The 18,330-nt window shown below is 44.7% G+C and carries 6 protein-coding genes, 4 tRNA genes and 6 rRNA genes; 3 read left to right on the forward strand and 13 right to left on the reverse strand.

Annotated features, from left to right (window positions below):
- Window positions 1–76: 76 nt before the first annotated feature.
- Window positions 77–709 carry a YqiA/YcfP family alpha/beta fold hydrolase gene (locus ACSUPM_RS13500; RefSeq protein WP_025653178.1) on the reverse strand — a complete coding sequence of 211 codons (633 nt, stop codon included), beginning with the start codon at window positions 707–709 and terminating at the stop codon, window positions 77–79.
- Window positions 710–896: 187 nt separating this feature from the next.
- Here ACSUPM_RS13500 and ACSUPM_RS13505 point away from each other — a divergent pair, with 187 nt between their 5' ends.
- A complete protein-coding gene (locus ACSUPM_RS13505) occupies window positions 897–1,157 on the forward strand; it encodes a DUF1289 domain-containing protein (protein WP_173240416.1) in 261 nt (86 codons plus the stop codon).
- A gap of 50 nt (window positions 1,158–1,207) precedes the next feature.
- Here ACSUPM_RS13505 and ACSUPM_RS13510 read toward each other — a convergent pair whose 3' ends face one another.
- From ACSUPM_RS13510 to ACSUPM_RS13565, 12 genes are all read right to left on the reverse strand, one after another.
- Window positions 1,208–1,594: a hypothetical protein gene (locus ACSUPM_RS13510; RefSeq protein ID WP_025653176.1), complete on the reverse strand. Its 387-nt coding sequence runs from the start codon at window positions 1,592–1,594 to the stop codon at window positions 1,208–1,210.
- 179 nt (window positions 1,595–1,773) lie between these two features.
- Window positions 1,774–2,097, reverse strand: a complete 324-nt coding sequence (locus tag ACSUPM_RS13515; RefSeq protein WP_025653175.1) for a hypothetical protein — start codon at window positions 2,095–2,097, stop codon at window positions 1,774–1,776.
- Window positions 2,098–2,345: 248 nt separating this feature from the next.
- Window positions 2,346–2,459, reverse strand: a 5S ribosomal RNA gene (rrf, locus tag ACSUPM_RS13520).
- A 180-nt stretch (window positions 2,460–2,639) separates the two neighbouring features.
- A 23S ribosomal RNA gene (locus ACSUPM_RS13525) occupies window positions 2,640–5,501 on the reverse strand.
- A 356-nt stretch (window positions 5,502–5,857) separates the two neighbouring features.
- Window positions 5,858–5,933: transfer RNA gene (locus ACSUPM_RS13530), tRNA-Ala, on the reverse strand.
- Between the two features lie 10 nt (window positions 5,934–5,943).
- A tRNA-Ile gene (locus ACSUPM_RS13535) sits at window positions 5,944–6,020 on the reverse strand.
- 92 nt (window positions 6,021–6,112) lie between these two features.
- Window positions 6,113–7,651 (reverse strand): 16S ribosomal RNA (locus tag ACSUPM_RS13540).
- A 1,426-nt stretch (window positions 7,652–9,077) separates the two neighbouring features.
- A 5S ribosomal RNA gene (rrf, locus tag ACSUPM_RS13545) occupies window positions 9,078–9,191 on the reverse strand.
- A 180-nt stretch (window positions 9,192–9,371) separates the two neighbouring features.
- A 23S ribosomal RNA gene (locus tag ACSUPM_RS13550) occupies window positions 9,372–12,233 on the reverse strand.
- 356 nt (window positions 12,234–12,589) lie between these two features.
- Window positions 12,590–12,665, reverse strand: a tRNA-Ala gene (locus tag ACSUPM_RS13555).
- A gap of 9 nt (window positions 12,666–12,674) precedes the next feature.
- Window positions 12,675–12,751 (reverse strand) — tRNA-Ile (locus ACSUPM_RS13560).
- A gap of 92 nt (window positions 12,752–12,843) precedes the next feature.
- A 16S ribosomal RNA gene (locus ACSUPM_RS13565) occupies window positions 12,844–14,382 on the reverse strand.
- The 16S, 23S and 5S rRNA genes sit together here with 4 tRNA genes alongside, the layout of an rRNA operon.
- A gap of 1,329 nt (window positions 14,383–15,711) precedes the next feature.
- Here ACSUPM_RS13565 and thrS point away from each other — a divergent pair.
- A complete protein-coding gene (thrS, locus tag ACSUPM_RS13570; protein WP_201566691.1) occupies window positions 15,712–17,646 on the forward strand; it encodes a threonine--tRNA ligase in 1,935 nt (644 codons plus the stop codon).
- 23 nt (window positions 17,647–17,669) lie between these two features.
- The gene (infC, locus tag ACSUPM_RS13575; RefSeq protein ID WP_021813163.1) at window positions 17,670–18,173 is read left to right on the forward strand and encodes a translation initiation factor IF-3; all 504 of its coding nucleotides are present in this window, start codon (window positions 17,670–17,672) and stop codon (window positions 18,171–18,173) included.
- Window positions 18,174–18,330 lie beyond the last annotated feature (157 nt).

The following is an 18,330-nucleotide window of genomic DNA, read 5'->3' on the forward strand; positions in this document are numbered from 1 at the left end:
CTATTGAACCATTATAACGAAAAATAGCGATGTTAAGGCCAATAGTCTATCGCTCACGTCAGATAATGTCGTCTCTTTAAGTCGATAACAAACGCTGTAGCATATCTATCACCATCGGTAATTGCTCACCAAAATCCGTAAATCTATGATCGCCACCCGCTTGCACAGTTACCGTCGCTCCCTGCGTTTGATAAAAGTCTTTTGATAGCTCAGCACTTAGCAGCTCGTCATCTTCTTTTAGCAAGACCTCAATTTTATTCGGATAATTAATGGATACCAATTGATGATCTGCAAACCATTGTAAATCTGCAGGGGTTATTTCCCAACCGCCAGCGGTCGTATGCAGGACATTACTATGAGATAACTCGTCACTGCTTTTTTTATTTGATACTGAGATGTCAGAAAAACGCTGTAGAGTAACATGAGGCTGAGTGCTAGGGTTTAGCAATAGTGCGGGGCAACCTGTATGATTACTCACCAAGGTAGAAAAATAGCCTCCTAACGAGCTGCCAATCAGTACAGTTTTGTCTTCTTTATTGAGTTCGGTTACCAATTTAACTAGTTGCTCAAACACTTGCTCAGGGGCGCTGTTAAGATCAGGGCGATATACGTTAATATCAGCATGATGCTGCTGGCCATAGCTTTCTAATAATATGCCTTTGGTCGAGTTGGCATCACTATCCAATCCATGAATATAAATAATGTTCACGTACAATCTCACTTATTAATTTTGTTATGATGACTTTATATATGCTATAAAAGCTAAGCATAGCATTGCCTCGCCAAAAACAGTAACAATAAAGCGGCACACTATTATTCGTTATTTACGACATAATAGTGTTTCAAAATAAGATAAGACAAGTTAAGGGAATAACGATAAGTGCGATGGAGCCGCCATGAATCAACAGTTTGAGCTGTTCGAGATTGCCAATCCGTGTATTGGTGTGTGCACGAGCAATAAAAAAGGCTATTGCTTTGGTTGCCTGCGCAGTCGTCCTGAGCGGCAGTTATGGCATGACATGACGACTGAGCAGCGCCGTGAGGTATTACGGCTCGTCGCTGGACGCAAGCAACGTATCGAACAAATGAAACAGCGTAAAGGCGAACAGCTAGGATTTGATTTTGAAGAAGTGATTGAGATTGGTGAGTTGTTTTAAAAGGTTAAAGGTCAAACATCATTTGTACTTTGGACTTTTCATCAGCTCTCTTACCAATTTTTTGGATCAGTACTATAGTTTTCAGACATAACTCTTTTTAGTCCTGTAAACGAATCAGGTAATTCTTTAAACACTTCTTCAGATATATATATAAATATAGGCAGTGAAAAGTTAATACTCATACCTTTTTGCCAATTGTTCCAAGTATCCTCTCTTACTCTACCTGTTCTACGTAGAAATATTTGTTCGTTACAGAAATCTATATAGTTATATATTACATTTGAAGCTTGAGTGATTTCTTCACCAGTTAAAGTTTTCCCTATGAGTGCGTTATATGGGATATTGTTAGATATATCTCGATACTCTTTAGAAATAGAATCCTCAAAAGCTGTTATAGATTGCTCTGTATTTTTCCGAACTTGATATATAGCAACCATAACTCCTAAAGCAGTTACATATGGAGCTAAGAAGACATAACTTTTTAAAAATTCAATGATGAGTTTATACTCCTACAAATATTAAGCTTTGTTGAACGCAACAGAATGGTTAGATAAAAGATAAAAATAACGAACACTGATAGCATTTTGATTCTATTTAATAAATTTATTGGGATTCTCTATTTTTGGTAAAACATTTTTTTACCGACACGAGTCAACTTGAATTTATCAGAGGACGATTTTTTTAATATTCTTTGATTTAATAAAGAGATGCAGGCTTCTGTCTCAGAGTTATTTTTAGGCACATAACCTACTCCAGTGAGTAGTTTTAAATTGGATTCAAGGAAACCGAAATCATTATCTGAAATGCTAAGAATCGTTGGGTCAGAAACATTATTTTCACTTAATTTAAACCAAGCTAATATGGATGTACTTTTATCGTATAGAAACCAAATAGCAGTAATACCGCCTAGTAAGGTAGCTATTATTAATACTAAATCCAAGCAATACTCCATAAATATCTAAAAATTTATTATCATGTATATTTAACAGCAATATAACAATCAATAATATACCAATGAAATCTATATCACGCACTCTTTTACAGCTGCATAGAATCAATATCTCGAGCAGATTTCAGCTTTAATCTGTATATAAATTACGGCATGATGAACGTCAATAAAATCTCAAACCCACGCACAAAGAAAAGCCCCTTAATACGCTAGTATTAAGGGGCTTTTCAAGTATAGAGAGCTGACGATGACCTACTCTCACATGGGCGAACCACACTACCATTGGCGCAACGATGTTTCACTTCTGAGTTCGGGAAGGGATCAGGTGGGGCCATCGCGCTATTGTCGTCAGCAAAGGGGGTTAGATATGAGTCTGATGTTATTATGACGTCAAGATATTATCTATTGGTCGACCAACTTGTAACCTAACTGAATCAAGGTTAAAGGTGATATCGAAATATATATATTCTATAAGCTTTCGCTTATACAAGATAGATTAATTAGAGCTTTGATACAAACCACTTGGGTGTTGTATGGTCAAGCCAAACGAGCAATTAGTACAGGTTAGCTACACACATCGCTGTGCTTCCACACCCTGCCTATCAACGTCGTAGTCTTCAACGGCTCTTTAGGGAAATCTAATCTTGAGGTGGGCTTCCCGCTTAGATGCTTTCAGCGGTTATCCCATCCGAACGTAGCTACCGGGCAATGCCACTGGCGTGACAACCCGAACACCAGAGGTTCGTCCACTCTGGTCCTCTCGTACTAGGAGCAGATCCTCTCAAATTTCCAACGCCCACGGTAGATAGGGACCGAACTGTCTCACGACGTTCTAAACCCAGCTCGCGTACCTCTTTAAATGGCGAACAGCCATACCCTTAGGACCTGCTTCAGCCCTAGGATGAGATGAGCCGACATCGAGGTGCCAAACACCGCCGTCGATATGAACTCTTGGGCGGTATCAGCCTGTTATCCCCAGAGTACCTTTTATCCGTTGAGCGATGGCCCTTCCATACAGAACCACCGGATCACTAAGACCTACTTTCGTACCTGCTCGACTTGTGGGTCTCGCAGTTAAGCGCGCTTTTGCCTTTATACTCTACGACCGATTTCCGACCGGTCTGAGCGCACCTTCGTACTCCTCCGTTACTCTTTAGGAGGAGACCGCCCCAGTCAAACTACCCACCATACATTGTCCTCGGTATTGTTATACCTGAGTTAGAACCCCAACATGACCAGGGTGGTATTTCAAGATTGGCTCCACCAAGACTAGCGTCTCGGCTTCAAAGCCTCCCACCTATCCTGCACAAGTCAGGTCAAAGTTCAATGTAAAGCTGTAGTAAAGGTTCACGGGGTCTTTCCGTCTAGCCGCGGGTACACAGCATCTTCACTGCGATTTCGATTTCACTGAGTCTCTGCTGGAGACAGCGCTGCCATCATTATGCCATTCGTGCAGGTCGGAACTTACCCGACAAGGAATTTCGCTACCTTAGGACCGTTATAGTTACGGCCGCCGTTTACTGGGGCTTCGATCAAGAGCTTCGCTTACGCTAACCCCATCAATTAACCTTCCAGCACCGGGCAGGCATCACACCCTATACGTCCACTTTCGTGTTTGCAGAGTGCTGTGTTTTTAATAAACAGTTGCAGCAGCCTGGTATCTGCGACTGTCAACAGCTCAAGGAGCAAGTCCTATCACCATCAACAGCGTACCTTCTCCCGAAGTTACGGTACCATTTTGCCTAGTTCCTTCAGCAGAGTTCTCTCAAGCGCCTTGGTATTCTCTACCTGATCACCTGTGTCGGTTTAGGGTACGATTCGTTTATAACTATTGCTTAGAAGCTTTTCCTGGAAGCATGGTATTTGCCACTTCGCTGTACAAGTACAGCTTGCTATCAGATCTCAGCCATATAACAACCCGGATTTACCTAAGTTGTAAGCCTACATCCTTTCACCTGGACAACCAACGCCAGGCTGACATAACCTTCTCCGTCCCTCCATCGCATTATAAACAAGTATCGGAATATTAACCGATTTCCCATCGACTACGCCTTTCGGCCTCGCCTTAGGGGTCGACTCACCCAGCCCCGATTAACGTTGGACTGGAACCCTTGATCTTCCGGCGTGCGAGCTTTTCACTCGCATTATCGTTACTCACGTCAGCATTCGCTCTTGTGATACCTCCAGCATGCCTTACGACACACCTTCACAGGCTTACACAACGCTCCCCTACCACTTGAAAACAAATTCAAATCCGCAGCTTCGGCTCCTAGTTTGAGCCCCGTTACATCTTCCGCGCGGGCCGACTCGACTAGTGAGCTATTACGCTTTCTTTAAAGGATGGCTGCTTCTAAGCCAACCTCCTAGCTGTCTATGCCTTCCCACCTCGTTTCCCACTTAACTAGGAATTTGGGGCCTTAGCTGGCGGTCTGGGTTGTTTCCCTCTCCACAATGGACGTTAGCACCCACTGTGTGTCTCCCGGATATCACTCATCGGTATTCGGAGTTTGCATCGGTTTGGTAAGTCGGTATGACCCCCTAGCCGAAACAGTGCTCTACCCCCAATGGTGTTCGTCCGAGGCGCTACCTAAATAGCTTTCGGGGAGAACCAGCTATCACCGAGTTTGATTAGCCTTTCACCCCTATCCACAAGTCATCCCCTGGCTTTTCAACGACAGTGGGTTCGGTCCTCCGGTGCCTGTTACGGCACTTTCAACCTGCTCATGGATAGATCACTCGGTTTCGGGTCTATGCCCTGCAACTAAACGCCCTATTAAGACTCGGTTTCCCTACGGCTCCCCTAAACGGTTAACCTTGCTACAGAACATAAGTCGCTGACCCATTATACAAAAGGTACGCGGTCACCCTAATAAATTAAGGCTCCCACTGCTTGTACGCACACGGTTTCAGGTTCTATTTCACTCCCCTCACAGGGGTTCTTTTCGCCTTTCCCTCACGGTACTGGTTCACTATCGGTCAGTCAGGAGTATTTAGCCTTGGAGGATGGTCCCCCCATCTTCAAACAGGATTTCTCGTGCCCCGCTCTACTTAATATGTTAACGCTAATGTTTCGAATACAGGACTATCACCTACTACGGTCAGCTTTCCCACGCTGTTCTTCTACATTAGCATTAATCGGCTTCTCCCCGTTCGCTCGCCGCTACTTGGGGAATCTCATTTGATGTCTATTCCTAAGGGTACTGAGATGTTTCACTTCCCCTCGTTCGCTTCTTGTACAAGTACAAGATACCTACCTTATGGTAAGTGGGTTTCCCCATTCAGAAATCTCCGGATCACAGGATATTGCCGCCTCCCCGAAGCTTATCGCAGGCTGTCACGTCTTTCATCGCCTCTGACTGCCAAGGCATCCACCATGTGCGCTTCATTACTTGACCATACAACCCCAAGTAGTCTTAACTTATAAATAAGTTTTAACTTCAAAGTGTCATAAAGTCTAATTATGATAACGATATCACCTATGTTTATACGCTTGATTCAGTTCTCTTTACTTTTTTAGTAACCAACCCCTGGGATAACAACTGATGTCGTTAAGAGGTCGGTTACTAAGGTTAGAGTGTCGCGTGAACACGCCACTCTAACCCAGACTCATATCTATGTTTTTAAATAGTTCTTACGCTCTCGTCGAGTCATAAGTTCTGTATAAAACAGAAAGAAATAATCGTATGATGTAATATCTGAATTATTTTTTTCTGTTTATGCTTGTTTAATATATCTACTATCGTATTTATTATGGTGGAGCCAAACGGAGTCGAACCGTTGACCTCCTGCGTGCAAGGCAGGCGCTCTACCAACTGAGCTATGGCCCCGTAAAATAAATGGTAGGCCTGGGCAGACTTGAACTGCCGACCCCCGCGTTATCAACACGGTGCTCTAACCAGCTGAGCTACAGGCCTGTGTCTGCCTGTCAAGGCAAAGCGCTAATAATAAATACTAGCTAAACTAAAGAACAACTTGTTGTGAATTCTTGCTGACCGAATGCCATCTATAAGGAGGTGATCCAGCCGCAGGTTCCCCTACGGCTACCTTGTTACGACTTCACCCCAGTCATCAACCACACCGTGGTGAACGCTCCCCCGAAGGTTAAGCTATCCACTTCTGGTGCAATCAACTCCCATGGTGTGACGGGCGGTGTGTACAAGGCCCGGGAACGTATTCACCGCGGCATTCTGATCCGCGATTACTAGCGATTCCTACTTCATGGAGTCGAGTTGCAGACTCCAATCTGGACTACGATAGGCTTTTTGAGATTCGCATCACATCGCTGTGTAGCTGCCCTCTGTACCTACCATTGTAGCACGTGTGTAGCCCTGGTCGTAAGGGCCATGATGACTTGACGTCGTCCCCGCCTTCCTCCAGTTTGTCACTGGCAGTATCCTTAGAGTTCCCGGCTTAACCCGCTGGTAACTAAGGACAAGGGTTGCGCTCGTTGCGGGACTTAACCCAACATCTCACGACACGAGCTGACGACAGCCATGCAGCACCTGTATTCTAATTCCCGAAGGCACTCCCGCATCTCTGCAGGATTCTAGATATGTCAAGACCAGGTAAGGTTCTTCGCGTTGCATCGAATTAAACCACATGCTCCACCGCTTGTGCGGGCCCCCGTCAATTCATTTGAGTTTTAACCTTGCGGCCGTACTCCCCAGGCGGTCTACTTATTGCGTTAGCTGCGTCACTAAGTCCTCAAGGGACCCAACGACTAGTAGACATCGTTTACGGCGTGGACTACCAGGGTATCTAATCCTGTTTGCTACCCACGCTTTCGAGCCTCAGTGTCAGTATTATGCCAGAAGGCTGCCTTCGCCATCGGTATTCCTCCAGATCTCTACGCATTTCACCGCTACACCTGGAATTCTACCTTCCTCTCACATACTCTAGCTCAACAGTATCAGATGCAGTTCCCAGGTTGAGCCCGGGGATTTCACATCTGACTTATCGAGCCACCTACGCTCCCTTTACGCCCAGTAATTCCGATTAACGCTTGCACCCTCTGTATTACCGCGGCTGCTGGCACAGAGTTAGCCGGTGCTTATTCTGCAGCTAATGTCATCGTCCGTGGGTATTAACCACGGAGTCTTCTTCACTGCTTAAAGTGCTTTACAACCAAAAGGCCTTCTTCACACACGCGGCATGGCTGGATCAGGGTTTCCCCCATTGTCCAATATTCCCCACTGCTGCCTCCCGTAGGAGTCCGGGCCGTGTCTCAGTCCCGGTGTGGCTGATCATCCTCTCAGACCAGCTACAGATCGTCGCCATGGTAGGCCTTTACCCCACCATCTAGCTAATCCGACTTAGGCTCATCTAATAGCGAGAGCAGTAAACTGCCCCCTTTCTCCCGTAGGTCGTATGCGGTATTAATTCGAGTTTCCCCGAGCTATCCCCCACTACTAGGTAGATTCCTAAGTATTACTCACCCGTCCGCCGCTCGACGCCTGGTAGCAAGCTACCATCGTTTCCGCTCGACTTGCATGTGTTAAGCCTGCCGCCAGCGTTCAATCTGAGCCATGATCAAACTCTTCAGTTTAATCTTGCTATGTAACCCTTTAAAGAGGCTACTAAACTTGGCTCATCTAATCTGGCAAAATCGCTAAAAATTATGTTCGTAATGAATTAACTTTGAGTTTTTCTGCTGTCTTAAATGATAATTTTTATAGTTAATAATCTCTCCGAAAAGAAAAGATAGTCAACTTTATTTTTTAGCATTCTGAATCAGCAAAAATCCACACAAGTTGTTCTTTAGTTATGCTTTTAAATAGTGTTCATCTACTGTCGTCCAGTAGGTGATTATATAGGGTGTCTCTTTCACCATTTAGCTCTAATCCCTTGCGGGTTAAGCTATCTAGCGAGCCGACTATCTTATCATAATGATTGGGATTGTCAAGCTTTTTTATAATTTGTTTCAGTAAGTTAGTCAGGTTATTTATATGTAATTTACATATAAGCTTTCCTGCTTTGCCTTAATGAGGTGCGTATTATAGACGCTTTATTTGGTAAGTCAAGTGGTTATTTTATTTAGTTTAAAGGCTTCTAATTAACTATCTAAATAGTCGCTCTGAACTCTTAAACTAATTGCTCCCTTAATTAATGATAAATCATTTTCTTAAGTAGCTTCCCTTCCGACTGGGACGCATTATACGCGCTTTGAGATGAGGGTCAAGGTAATATTAACTTTTATTTTATAGTTATTATAACTAACTGAAATAAATCACTTTTACATTGATCAAACTCTACTCATCCTTTCAAGGTTAGAATAATTAATCTCTCTATATAGACTACAAAATAGCATGTATACAGATGAAAAAATATATTTATACTTTTTGAATCTTGGATAGATCGGTATTACTATTTAGTTTGGGACGTGCGAGGGTCAATTCTAGAGGCTAGAAACAAGTTGCACCCCTCTCTGGCCACTAAGGATAGTCATTGATCTTTCCTCTTAAAACAGGTTTTCCTACACAGGTCACATCAACCTAAGAAACCAATGTGAGATCGTAGAAAGCTCCTACTAAATAAATTAGAGATATTTCAGAAATAAAGAGCTGACGAACGACGGGAGCGTTATTAGGGCAAAGCATATTAACTGTGAGCACAGCCTTGTAGTCAAAATATCCTAAAATCGCTATGATAATGCTGATATCGATTTTTTGTAGCCTCTGTTTGCGCAGGCACAGCAAGCAAGAAAAATAGATATCAGCAGTGCGTGATGTGTCTATATTACTTTTCACTGACTCTTGTCTTGCGTCGGGCGAAACAGTGTTTCTCTTGTTCCTCCTCAAGGCAGCACAAGAGATCTACAGGCATAGCCTTCCGTCTTGCGCTGCGGACGACTGTCTCCCAGACAGTCGTTATTCCTTGCTCACCTTCAAATAGGATTTACTATGTAGGTCACTAGGAATAAAAGATAAAAAAAAGAGCCATCCAATTAAGGATGACTCTTTTTTAGAATAGAGAGCTGACGATGACCTACTCTCACATGGGCGAACCACACTACCATTGGCGCAACGATGTTTCACTTCTGAGTTCGGGAAGGGATCAGGTGGGGCCATCGCGCTATTGTCGTCAGCAAAGGGGGTTAGATATGAGTCTGATGTTATTATGACGTCAAGATATTATCTATTGGTCGACCAACTTGTAACCTAACTGAATCAAGGTTAAAGGTGATATCGAAATATATATATTCTATAAGCTTTCGCTTATACAAGATAGATTAATTAGAGCTTTGATACAAACCACTTGGGTGTTGTATGGTCAAGCCAAACGAGCAATTAGTACAGGTTAGCTACACACATCGCTGTGCTTCCACACCCTGCCTATCAACGTCGTAGTCTTCAACGGCTCTTTAGGGAAATCTAATCTTGAGGTGGGCTTCCCGCTTAGATGCTTTCAGCGGTTATCCCATCCGAACGTAGCTACCGGGCAATGCCACTGGCGTGACAACCCGAACACCAGAGGTTCGTCCACTCTGGTCCTCTCGTACTAGGAGCAGATCCTCTCAAATTTCCAACGCCCACGGTAGATAGGGACCGAACTGTCTCACGACGTTCTAAACCCAGCTCGCGTACCTCTTTAAATGGCGAACAGCCATACCCTTAGGACCTGCTTCAGCCCTAGGATGAGATGAGCCGACATCGAGGTGCCAAACACCGCCGTCGATATGAACTCTTGGGCGGTATCAGCCTGTTATCCCCAGAGTACCTTTTATCCGTTGAGCGATGGCCCTTCCATACAGAACCACCGGATCACTAAGACCTACTTTCGTACCTGCTCGACTTGTGGGTCTCGCAGTTAAGCGCGCTTTTGCCTTTATACTCTACGACCGATTTCCGACCGGTCTGAGCGCACCTTCGTACTCCTCCGTTACTCTTTAGGAGGAGACCGCCCCAGTCAAACTACCCACCATACATTGTCCTCGGTATTGTTATACCTGAGTTAGAACCCCAACATGACCAGGGTGGTATTTCAAGATTGGCTCCACCAAGACTAGCGTCTCGGCTTCAAAGCCTCCCACCTATCCTGCACAAGTCAGGTCAAAGTTCAATGTAAAGCTGTAGTAAAGGTTCACGGGGTCTTTCCGTCTAGCCGCGGGTACACAGCATCTTCACTGCGATTTCGATTTCACTGAGTCTCTGCTGGAGACAGCGCTGCCATCATTATGCCATTCGTGCAGGTCGGAACTTACCCGACAAGGAATTTCGCTACCTTAGGACCGTTATAGTTACGGCCGCCGTTTACTGGGGCTTCGATCAAGAGCTTCGCTTACGCTAACCCCATCAATTAACCTTCCAGCACCGGGCAGGCATCACACCCTATACGTCCACTTTCGTGTTTGCAGAGTGCTGTGTTTTTAATAAACAGTTGCAGCAGCCTGGTATCTGCGACTGTCAACAGCTCAAGGAGCAAGTCCTATCACCATCAACAGCGTACCTTCTCCCGAAGTTACGGTACCATTTTGCCTAGTTCCTTCAGCAGAGTTCTCTCAAGCGCCTTGGTATTCTCTACCTGATCACCTGTGTCGGTTTAGGGTACGATTCGTTTATAACTATTGCTTAGAAGCTTTTCCTGGAAGCATGGTATTTGCCACTTCGCTGTACAAGTACAGCTTGCTATCAGATCTCAGCCATATAACAACCCGGATTTACCTAAGTTGTAAGCCTACATCCTTTCACCTGGACAACCAACGCCAGGCTGACATAACCTTCTCCGTCCCTCCATCGCATTATAAACAAGTATCGGAATATTAACCGATTTCCCATCGACTACGCCTTTCGGCCTCGCCTTAGGGGTCGACTCACCCAGCCCCGATTAACGTTGGACTGGAACCCTTGATCTTCCGGCGTGCGAGCTTTTCACTCGCATTATCGTTACTCACGTCAGCATTCGCTCTTGTGATACCTCCAGCATGCCTTACGACACACCTTCACAGGCTTACACAACGCTCCCCTACCACTTGAAAACAAATTCAAATCCGCAGCTTCGGCTCCTAGTTTGAGCCCCGTTACATCTTCCGCGCGGGCCGACTCGACTAGTGAGCTATTACGCTTTCTTTAAAGGATGGCTGCTTCTAAGCCAACCTCCTAGCTGTCTATGCCTTCCCACCTCGTTTCCCACTTAACTAGGAATTTGGGGCCTTAGCTGGCGGTCTGGGTTGTTTCCCTCTCCACAATGGACGTTAGCACCCACTGTGTGTCTCCCGGATATCACTCATCGGTATTCGGAGTTTGCATCGGTTTGGTAAGTCGGTATGACCCCCTAGCCGAAACAGTGCTCTACCCCCAATGGTGTTCGTCCGAGGCGCTACCTAAATAGCTTTCGGGGAGAACCAGCTATCACCGAGTTTGATTAGCCTTTCACCCCTATCCACAAGTCATCCCCTGGCTTTTCAACGACAGTGGGTTCGGTCCTCCGGTGCCTGTTACGGCACTTTCAACCTGCTCATGGATAGATCACTCGGTTTCGGGTCTATGCCCTGCAACTAAACGCCCTATTAAGACTCGGTTTCCCTACGGCTCCCCTAAACGGTTAACCTTGCTACAGAACATAAGTCGCTGACCCATTATACAAAAGGTACGCGGTCACCCTAATAAATTAAGGCTCCCACTGCTTGTACGCACACGGTTTCAGGTTCTATTTCACTCCCCTCACAGGGGTTCTTTTCGCCTTTCCCTCACGGTACTGGTTCACTATCGGTCAGTCAGGAGTATTTAGCCTTGGAGGATGGTCCCCCCATCTTCAAACAGGATTTCTCGTGCCCCGCTCTACTTAATATGTTAACGCTAATGTTTCGAATACAGGACTATCACCTACTACGGTCAGCTTTCCCACGCTGTTCTTCTACATTAGCACTAATCGGCTTCTCCCCGTTCGCTCGCCGCTACTTGGGGAATCTCATTTGATGTCTATTCCTAAGGGTACTGAGATGTTTCACTTCCCCTCGTTCGCTTCTTGTACAAGTACAAGATACCTACCTTATGGTAAGTGGGTTTCCCCATTCAGAAATCTCCGGATCACAGGATATTGCCGCCTCCCCGAAGCTTATCGCAGGCTGTCACGTCTTTCATCGCCTCTGACTGCCAAGGCATCCACCATGTGCGCTTCATTACTTGACCATACAACCCCAAGTAGTCTTAACTTATAAATAAGTTTTAACTTCAAAGTGTCATAAAGTCTAATTATGATAACGATATCACCTATGTTTATACGCTTGATTCAGTTCTCTTTACTTTTTTAATAACTCACTACTGGGATAACAACTGATGTCGTTAAGTAGTGAGTTATTAAGGTTAGGAACAACGCGTGAACACGTGTTCCTAACCCAGACTCATATCTATGTTTTTAAATAGTCTCTATGCTCTCGTCAAGTCACAGATTCTGTATAAAACAGAAAGAAATAATCGTATGATGTAATATCTGAATTATTTGTTTCTGTTTATGCTTGTTTATATAGTTACTATCGTATTTATTATGGTGGAGCCAAACGGAGTCGAACCGTTGACCTCCTGCGTGCAAGGCAGGCGCTCTACCAACTGAGCTATGGCCCCGTAAATAAATGGTAGGCCTGGGCAGACTTGAACTGCCGACCCCCGCGTTATCAACACGGTGCTCTAACCAGCTGAGCTACAGGCCTGTGTCTGCCTGTCAAGGCAAAGCGCTAATAATAAATACTAGCTAAACTAAAGAACAACTTGTTGTGAATTCTTGCTGACCGAATGCCATCTATAAGGAGGTGATCCAGCCGCAGGTTCCCCTACGGCTACCTTGTTACGACTTCACCCCAGTCATCAACCACACCGTGGTGAACGCTCCCCCGAAGGTTAAGCTATCCACTTCTGGTGCAATCAACTCCCATGGTGTGACGGGCGGTGTGTACAAGGCCCGGGAACGTATTCACCGCGGCATTCTGATCCGCGATTACTAGCGATTCCTACTTCATGGAGTCGAGTTGCAGACTCCAATCTGGACTACGATAGGCTTTTTGAGATTCGCATCACATCGCTGTGTAGCTGCCCTCTGTACCTACCATTGTAGCACGTGTGTAGCCCTGGTCGTAAGGGCCATGATGACTTGACGTCGTCCCCGCCTTCCTCCAGTTTGTCACTGGCAGTATCCTTAGAGTTCCCGGCTTAACCCGCTGGTAACTAAGGACAAGGGTTGCGCTCGTTGCGGGACTTAACCCAACATCTCACGACACGAGCTGACGACAGCCATGCAGCACCTGTATTCTAATTCCCGAAGGCACTCCCGCATCTCTGCAGGATTCTAGATATGTCAAGACCAGGTAAGGTTCTTCGCGTTGCATCGAATTAAACCACATGCTCCACCGCTTGTGCGGGCCCCCGTCAATTCATTTGAGTTTTAACCTTGCGGCCGTACTCCCCAGGCGGTCTACTTATTGCGTTAGCTGCGTCACTAAGTCCTCAAGGGACCCAACGACTAGTAGACATCGTTTACGGCGTGGACTACCAGGGTATCTAATCCTGTTTGCTACCCACGCTTTCGAGCCTCAGTGTCAGTATTATGCCAGAAGGCTGCCTTCGCCATCGGTATTCCTCCAGATCTCTACGCATTTCACCGCTACACCTGGAATTCTACCTTCCTCTCACATACTCTAGCTCAACAGTATCAGATGCAGTTCCCAGGTTGAGCCCGGGGATTTCACATCTGACTTATCGAGCCACCTACGCTCCCTTTACGCCCAGTAATTCCGATTAACGCTTGCACCCTCTGTATTACCGCGGCTGCTGGCACAGAGTTAGCCGGTGCTTATTCTGCAGCTAATGTCATCGTCCGTGGGTATTAACCACGGAGTCTTCTTCACTGCTTAAAGTGCTTTACAACCAAAAGGCCTTCTTCACACACGCGGCATGGCTGGATCAGGGTTTCCCCCATTGTCCAATATTCCCCACTGCTGCCTCCCGTAGGAGTCCGGGCCGTGTCTCAGTCCCGGTGTGGCTGATCATCCTCTCAGACCAGCTACAGATCGTCGCCATGGTAGGCCTTTACCCCACCATCTAGCTAATCCGACTTAGGCTCATCTAATAGCGAGAGCAGTAAACTGCCCCCTTTCTCCCGTAGGTCGTATGCGGTATTAATACGAGTTTCCCCGTGCTATCCCCCACTACTAGGTAGATTCCTAAGTATTACTCACCCGTCCGCCGCTCGACGCCTGGTAGCAAGCTACCATCGTTTCCGCTCGACTTGCATGTGTTAAGCCTGCCGCCAGCGTTCAATCTGAGCCATGATCAAACTCTTCAGTTTAATCTTGCTATGCAACCCTTTAAAGAGGCTACTAAACTTGGCTCATCTAATCTGGCAAAATCGCTAAAAATTATGTTCGTAATGAATTAACTTTGAGTTTTTCTGCTGTCTTAAATGATAATTTTTATAGTTAATAATCTCTCCGAAAAGAAAAGATAGTCAACTTTATTTTTTAGCATTCTGAATCAGCAAAAATCCACACAAGTTGTTCTTTAGTTATGCTTTTAAATAGTGTTCATCTACTGTCGTCCAGTAGGTGATTATTACGCTATTCAATCAAAGCAATGTGCTTATCTTGTTTAGCGAGCCGACTAGTATATCATATTGAAATAGTCTGTCAACCCTTTGTTCTAATTCGTTTCAACTGGTTATCTGGGTTATAAGCTTGTTAACTTATTTGCCAGCTTCGCTTGCTGAGGTGCGTATTATAGACGCTTTTAATGCTGTGTCAAGAAATAAATTATTCTATTTAAAAGTAATTTATTTGGTCAGCTAGATCATTCAATGGTAACCCATCTCCTAATCCGCCTTCCCTTCCGACTGGGACGCATTATACGCGTATTTGAAAGAGGGTCAAGGGCTGTTTTTGATTTTAGCTAAATTAACCTAACTGTATTCCTTAGTAGACTATTTATAGCTAACCAGTAAGCAACGTTGTGATATTGAGCTGTCTTACAGTACTATTTTATTTACTTTGCTAACCTACCAATTGTTGCACGCGGCACACCCTTTCATCTTACCCAGATTATTCGTTTTCCTTACCTAGGCAGCAGGACAAGCAGTAACTGATTATGATTTGTTTAAATAAGAAACAATCGCGTTTATAGGGTGTGATGAAACAAGAGAGAAGTATGATTAATAAAGAAGCTCGAAAACTTGTAGATAATAAGACAGCTAGATGTATTAAGTAGTTGAAAGTCTTATTACTGCCATGGTGCTTATTAATAACCTGCTTCGCTATGTCCTTAGTTATACATATTTATCCTTCTTGATATTTACATCAATAGCACCTATATATAGAAGCTTACCTAACCCCTTGCTATCTAGTGTTTATAGACGGTTTTTGCTATAATGGCCGCTTTTATAACATTACTTAAGAGTAGTTCTGCTTAACCTTATTATAAAAGGCAGCTCGCTCTCTATTATGGTTATGCGATTATAGATTATTAGATGGCTATAAATCGTGATGATATATATGTCTGCACTTTTAAGTAATGCCTATCTCTTACAACATATCACAGTGGTTGGATATAATTGACGCAGTCTTACGGTTATATGATTGATTGTTGCAATCATCACTGCCAACGGACGCAAAAAGGTGAATAGATTATGGTAGCGATTACTTTACCCGATGGTAGCGTAAAGAACTTCGAAGGCAAGACAACCGTCATGGAAGTGGCGCAAAGCATTGGAGCTGGCCTAGCAAAAGCGACGGTTGCAGGACGTGTAGATGGTCAATTGGTGGATGCCTCTGATCCTATCACCCGTGATGCTAAAGTAGAAATCGTTACGCCAAAAGATGCTGATGGTGTCGATATCATTCGTCACTCGGCCGCTCACTTATTAGGGCACGCGGTCAAACAGCTTTATCCCGATGTGAAGATGGTGATTGGTCCTGTTATCGAAGATGGCTTTTATTATGACATCTATAGTGAGACGCCGTTCACCCCTGAACATATGGAAGCCATTGAAAAACGTATGATGGCGTTGATTAAGCAAGATTATGACGTCATCAAAAAAATGACACCTCGCGATGAAGTCATTAAGATCTTTGAAGAACGCGGCGAAGATTATAAGCTCAAGCTCATTAATGATATGCCAGGTGAAGAGGCTTTTGGCCTCTATCATCATCAAGAATATGTCGATATGTGCCGTGGCCCCCACGTGCCGAACACGCGATTCTTAAAGGTATTCAAGCTGACTAAAATGTCTGGCGCATATTGGCGCGGTGATGCTAAGAACGAACAGCTACAACGTATTTATGGGACGGCGTGGGCAGATAAAAAAGATTTAAAAGCCTATATCCAGCGTATCGAAGAAGCGGAAAAGCGTGACCATCGTAAGATTGGTAAGGCTTTGAACCTGTTTCATATGCAAGAGCAAGCGCCGGGTATGGTGTTTTGGCATGCCAATGGTTGGACAATTTATCAAGTGCTTGAGCAATATATGCGTAAAGTACAGTACGATAATGGTTATGAAGAAATTAAAACCCCGCAAATTGTGGATCGCAGTTTATGGGAACGCTCAGGACATTGGGGTAACTATGCAACCAATATGTTTACCACTTCAAGCGAAAACCGTGATTATGCGGTAAAACCGATGAACTGTCCGTGTCACGTACAGGTATTTAATCAAGGTTTAAAGTCTTACCGTGATTTGCCACTCCGTATGGCAGAATTTGGCTCGTGTCATCGTAATGAGCCGTCAGGTTCACTGCATGGTTTGATGCGCGTTCGTGGTTTTACGCAAGATGATGCGCATATATTCTGTACCCAAGCGCAAATTCAACAAGAAGTGGCGGATTTTATTAAGCTGACGCTTGCTGTTTATGAAGACTTTGGCTTTGACAAGATTATTATGAAGCTCTCAACCCGTCCTGAAAAACGTGTTGGTAGCGATGAGTCTTGGGACTTTGCCGAAAAGGCGCTTGCTGATGCCCTTGATAGCTCAGGATTAGATTGGGATTATCTACCCGGCGAAGGCGCGTTTTATGGTCCGAAAATTGAGTTCAGTCTAAAAGACAGTTTAGGGCGCGTGTGGCAGTGCGGTACTATTCAGGTTGACCCAAATATGCCTGAACGTCTTGATGCGGAATTCGTCAACGAGCAAAATGAGCGCGAAGTACCTATTATGTTGCACCGTGCCATCTTGGGTTCATTTGAGCGCTTTATCGGTATCTTAATTGAGAACTACGCTGGTTGGATGCCAGTTTGGCTCGCACCGCAACAAGTCGTTGTGATGAATATTACCGATAAACAAGCCGATGCCTGCGAAAACGTGGTCAGCGAGCTCAAAAATGCAGGTTTGCGTGCTATTAGCGACTTGCGTAACGAAAAGATTGGATTTAAGATACGAGAGAAAACATTAGAACGTATTCCCTATATGCTAGTATTAGGGGACAAAGAAATCGAGACGGGCAGTGTCAATGTCCGTACTCGCGAAGGTGAGAACCTTGGCGTGATGAGTGTTTCTGAATTTATAGCATTAGTACAGACCGCTGTTGGTAAAAAAGGCCGACAGACCCCAAAAACAGATGAGGAGTAATACCTATTAAACAGTCCAACCGTTTGAACATCAACGAAGATATCAGTGCCAAAGAAGTCCGTCTGGTTAAAGAAGACGGCGAACAAATGGGCGTGGTCGATATCGACACCGCGATGAAAGCGGCACGCGAAGACAATTTAGATTTGGTCGAATTGGTTCCTGAAGCCAAACCGCCAGTATGCAAAATCATGGATTATAAGCATTTCCTCTATGATCAAAAGCAAAAGGCAAAAGAAGCTAAAAAGAACCAAAAGCAGACTCAGCTCAAAGAGATGAAGCTACGTCCTAGCACTGAAGAAGCCGATTATCAGGTCAAACTGCGTAAAATCGTCAGCTTCTTGGAAGATCAAGATAAAGTTAAAATTAGCATCCGCTTCCGTGGACGTGAAATGGCGCACCAAGATATCGGTCGCAAACAACTTGATCGTATCATTGAAGATACCGCTGATATCTCAAACGTCGAACAGTATCCCAAGATGGAAGGCCGTCAAATGGGTATGCTGCTTGGGCCAACTAAGAAAAAGTAATCTATTCTTTAGATGACTGTTAGTGGTGGCTGTGAATCAATTTGACTGCTATTTAATATAGACAGTTCGTTGAGATAGATAGTTATAATCTTAACCATCAATATGCTGCGGGATATTGATGGTTTTTTACTATCCAATCATGTAAAAAACAGCTTAG

It is taken from the genome of Psychrobacter okhotskensis, assembly GCF_965638355.1.
GTDB classification, from domain to species: Bacteria; Pseudomonadota; Gammaproteobacteria; order Pseudomonadales; family Moraxellaceae; genus Psychrobacter; species Psychrobacter okhotskensis.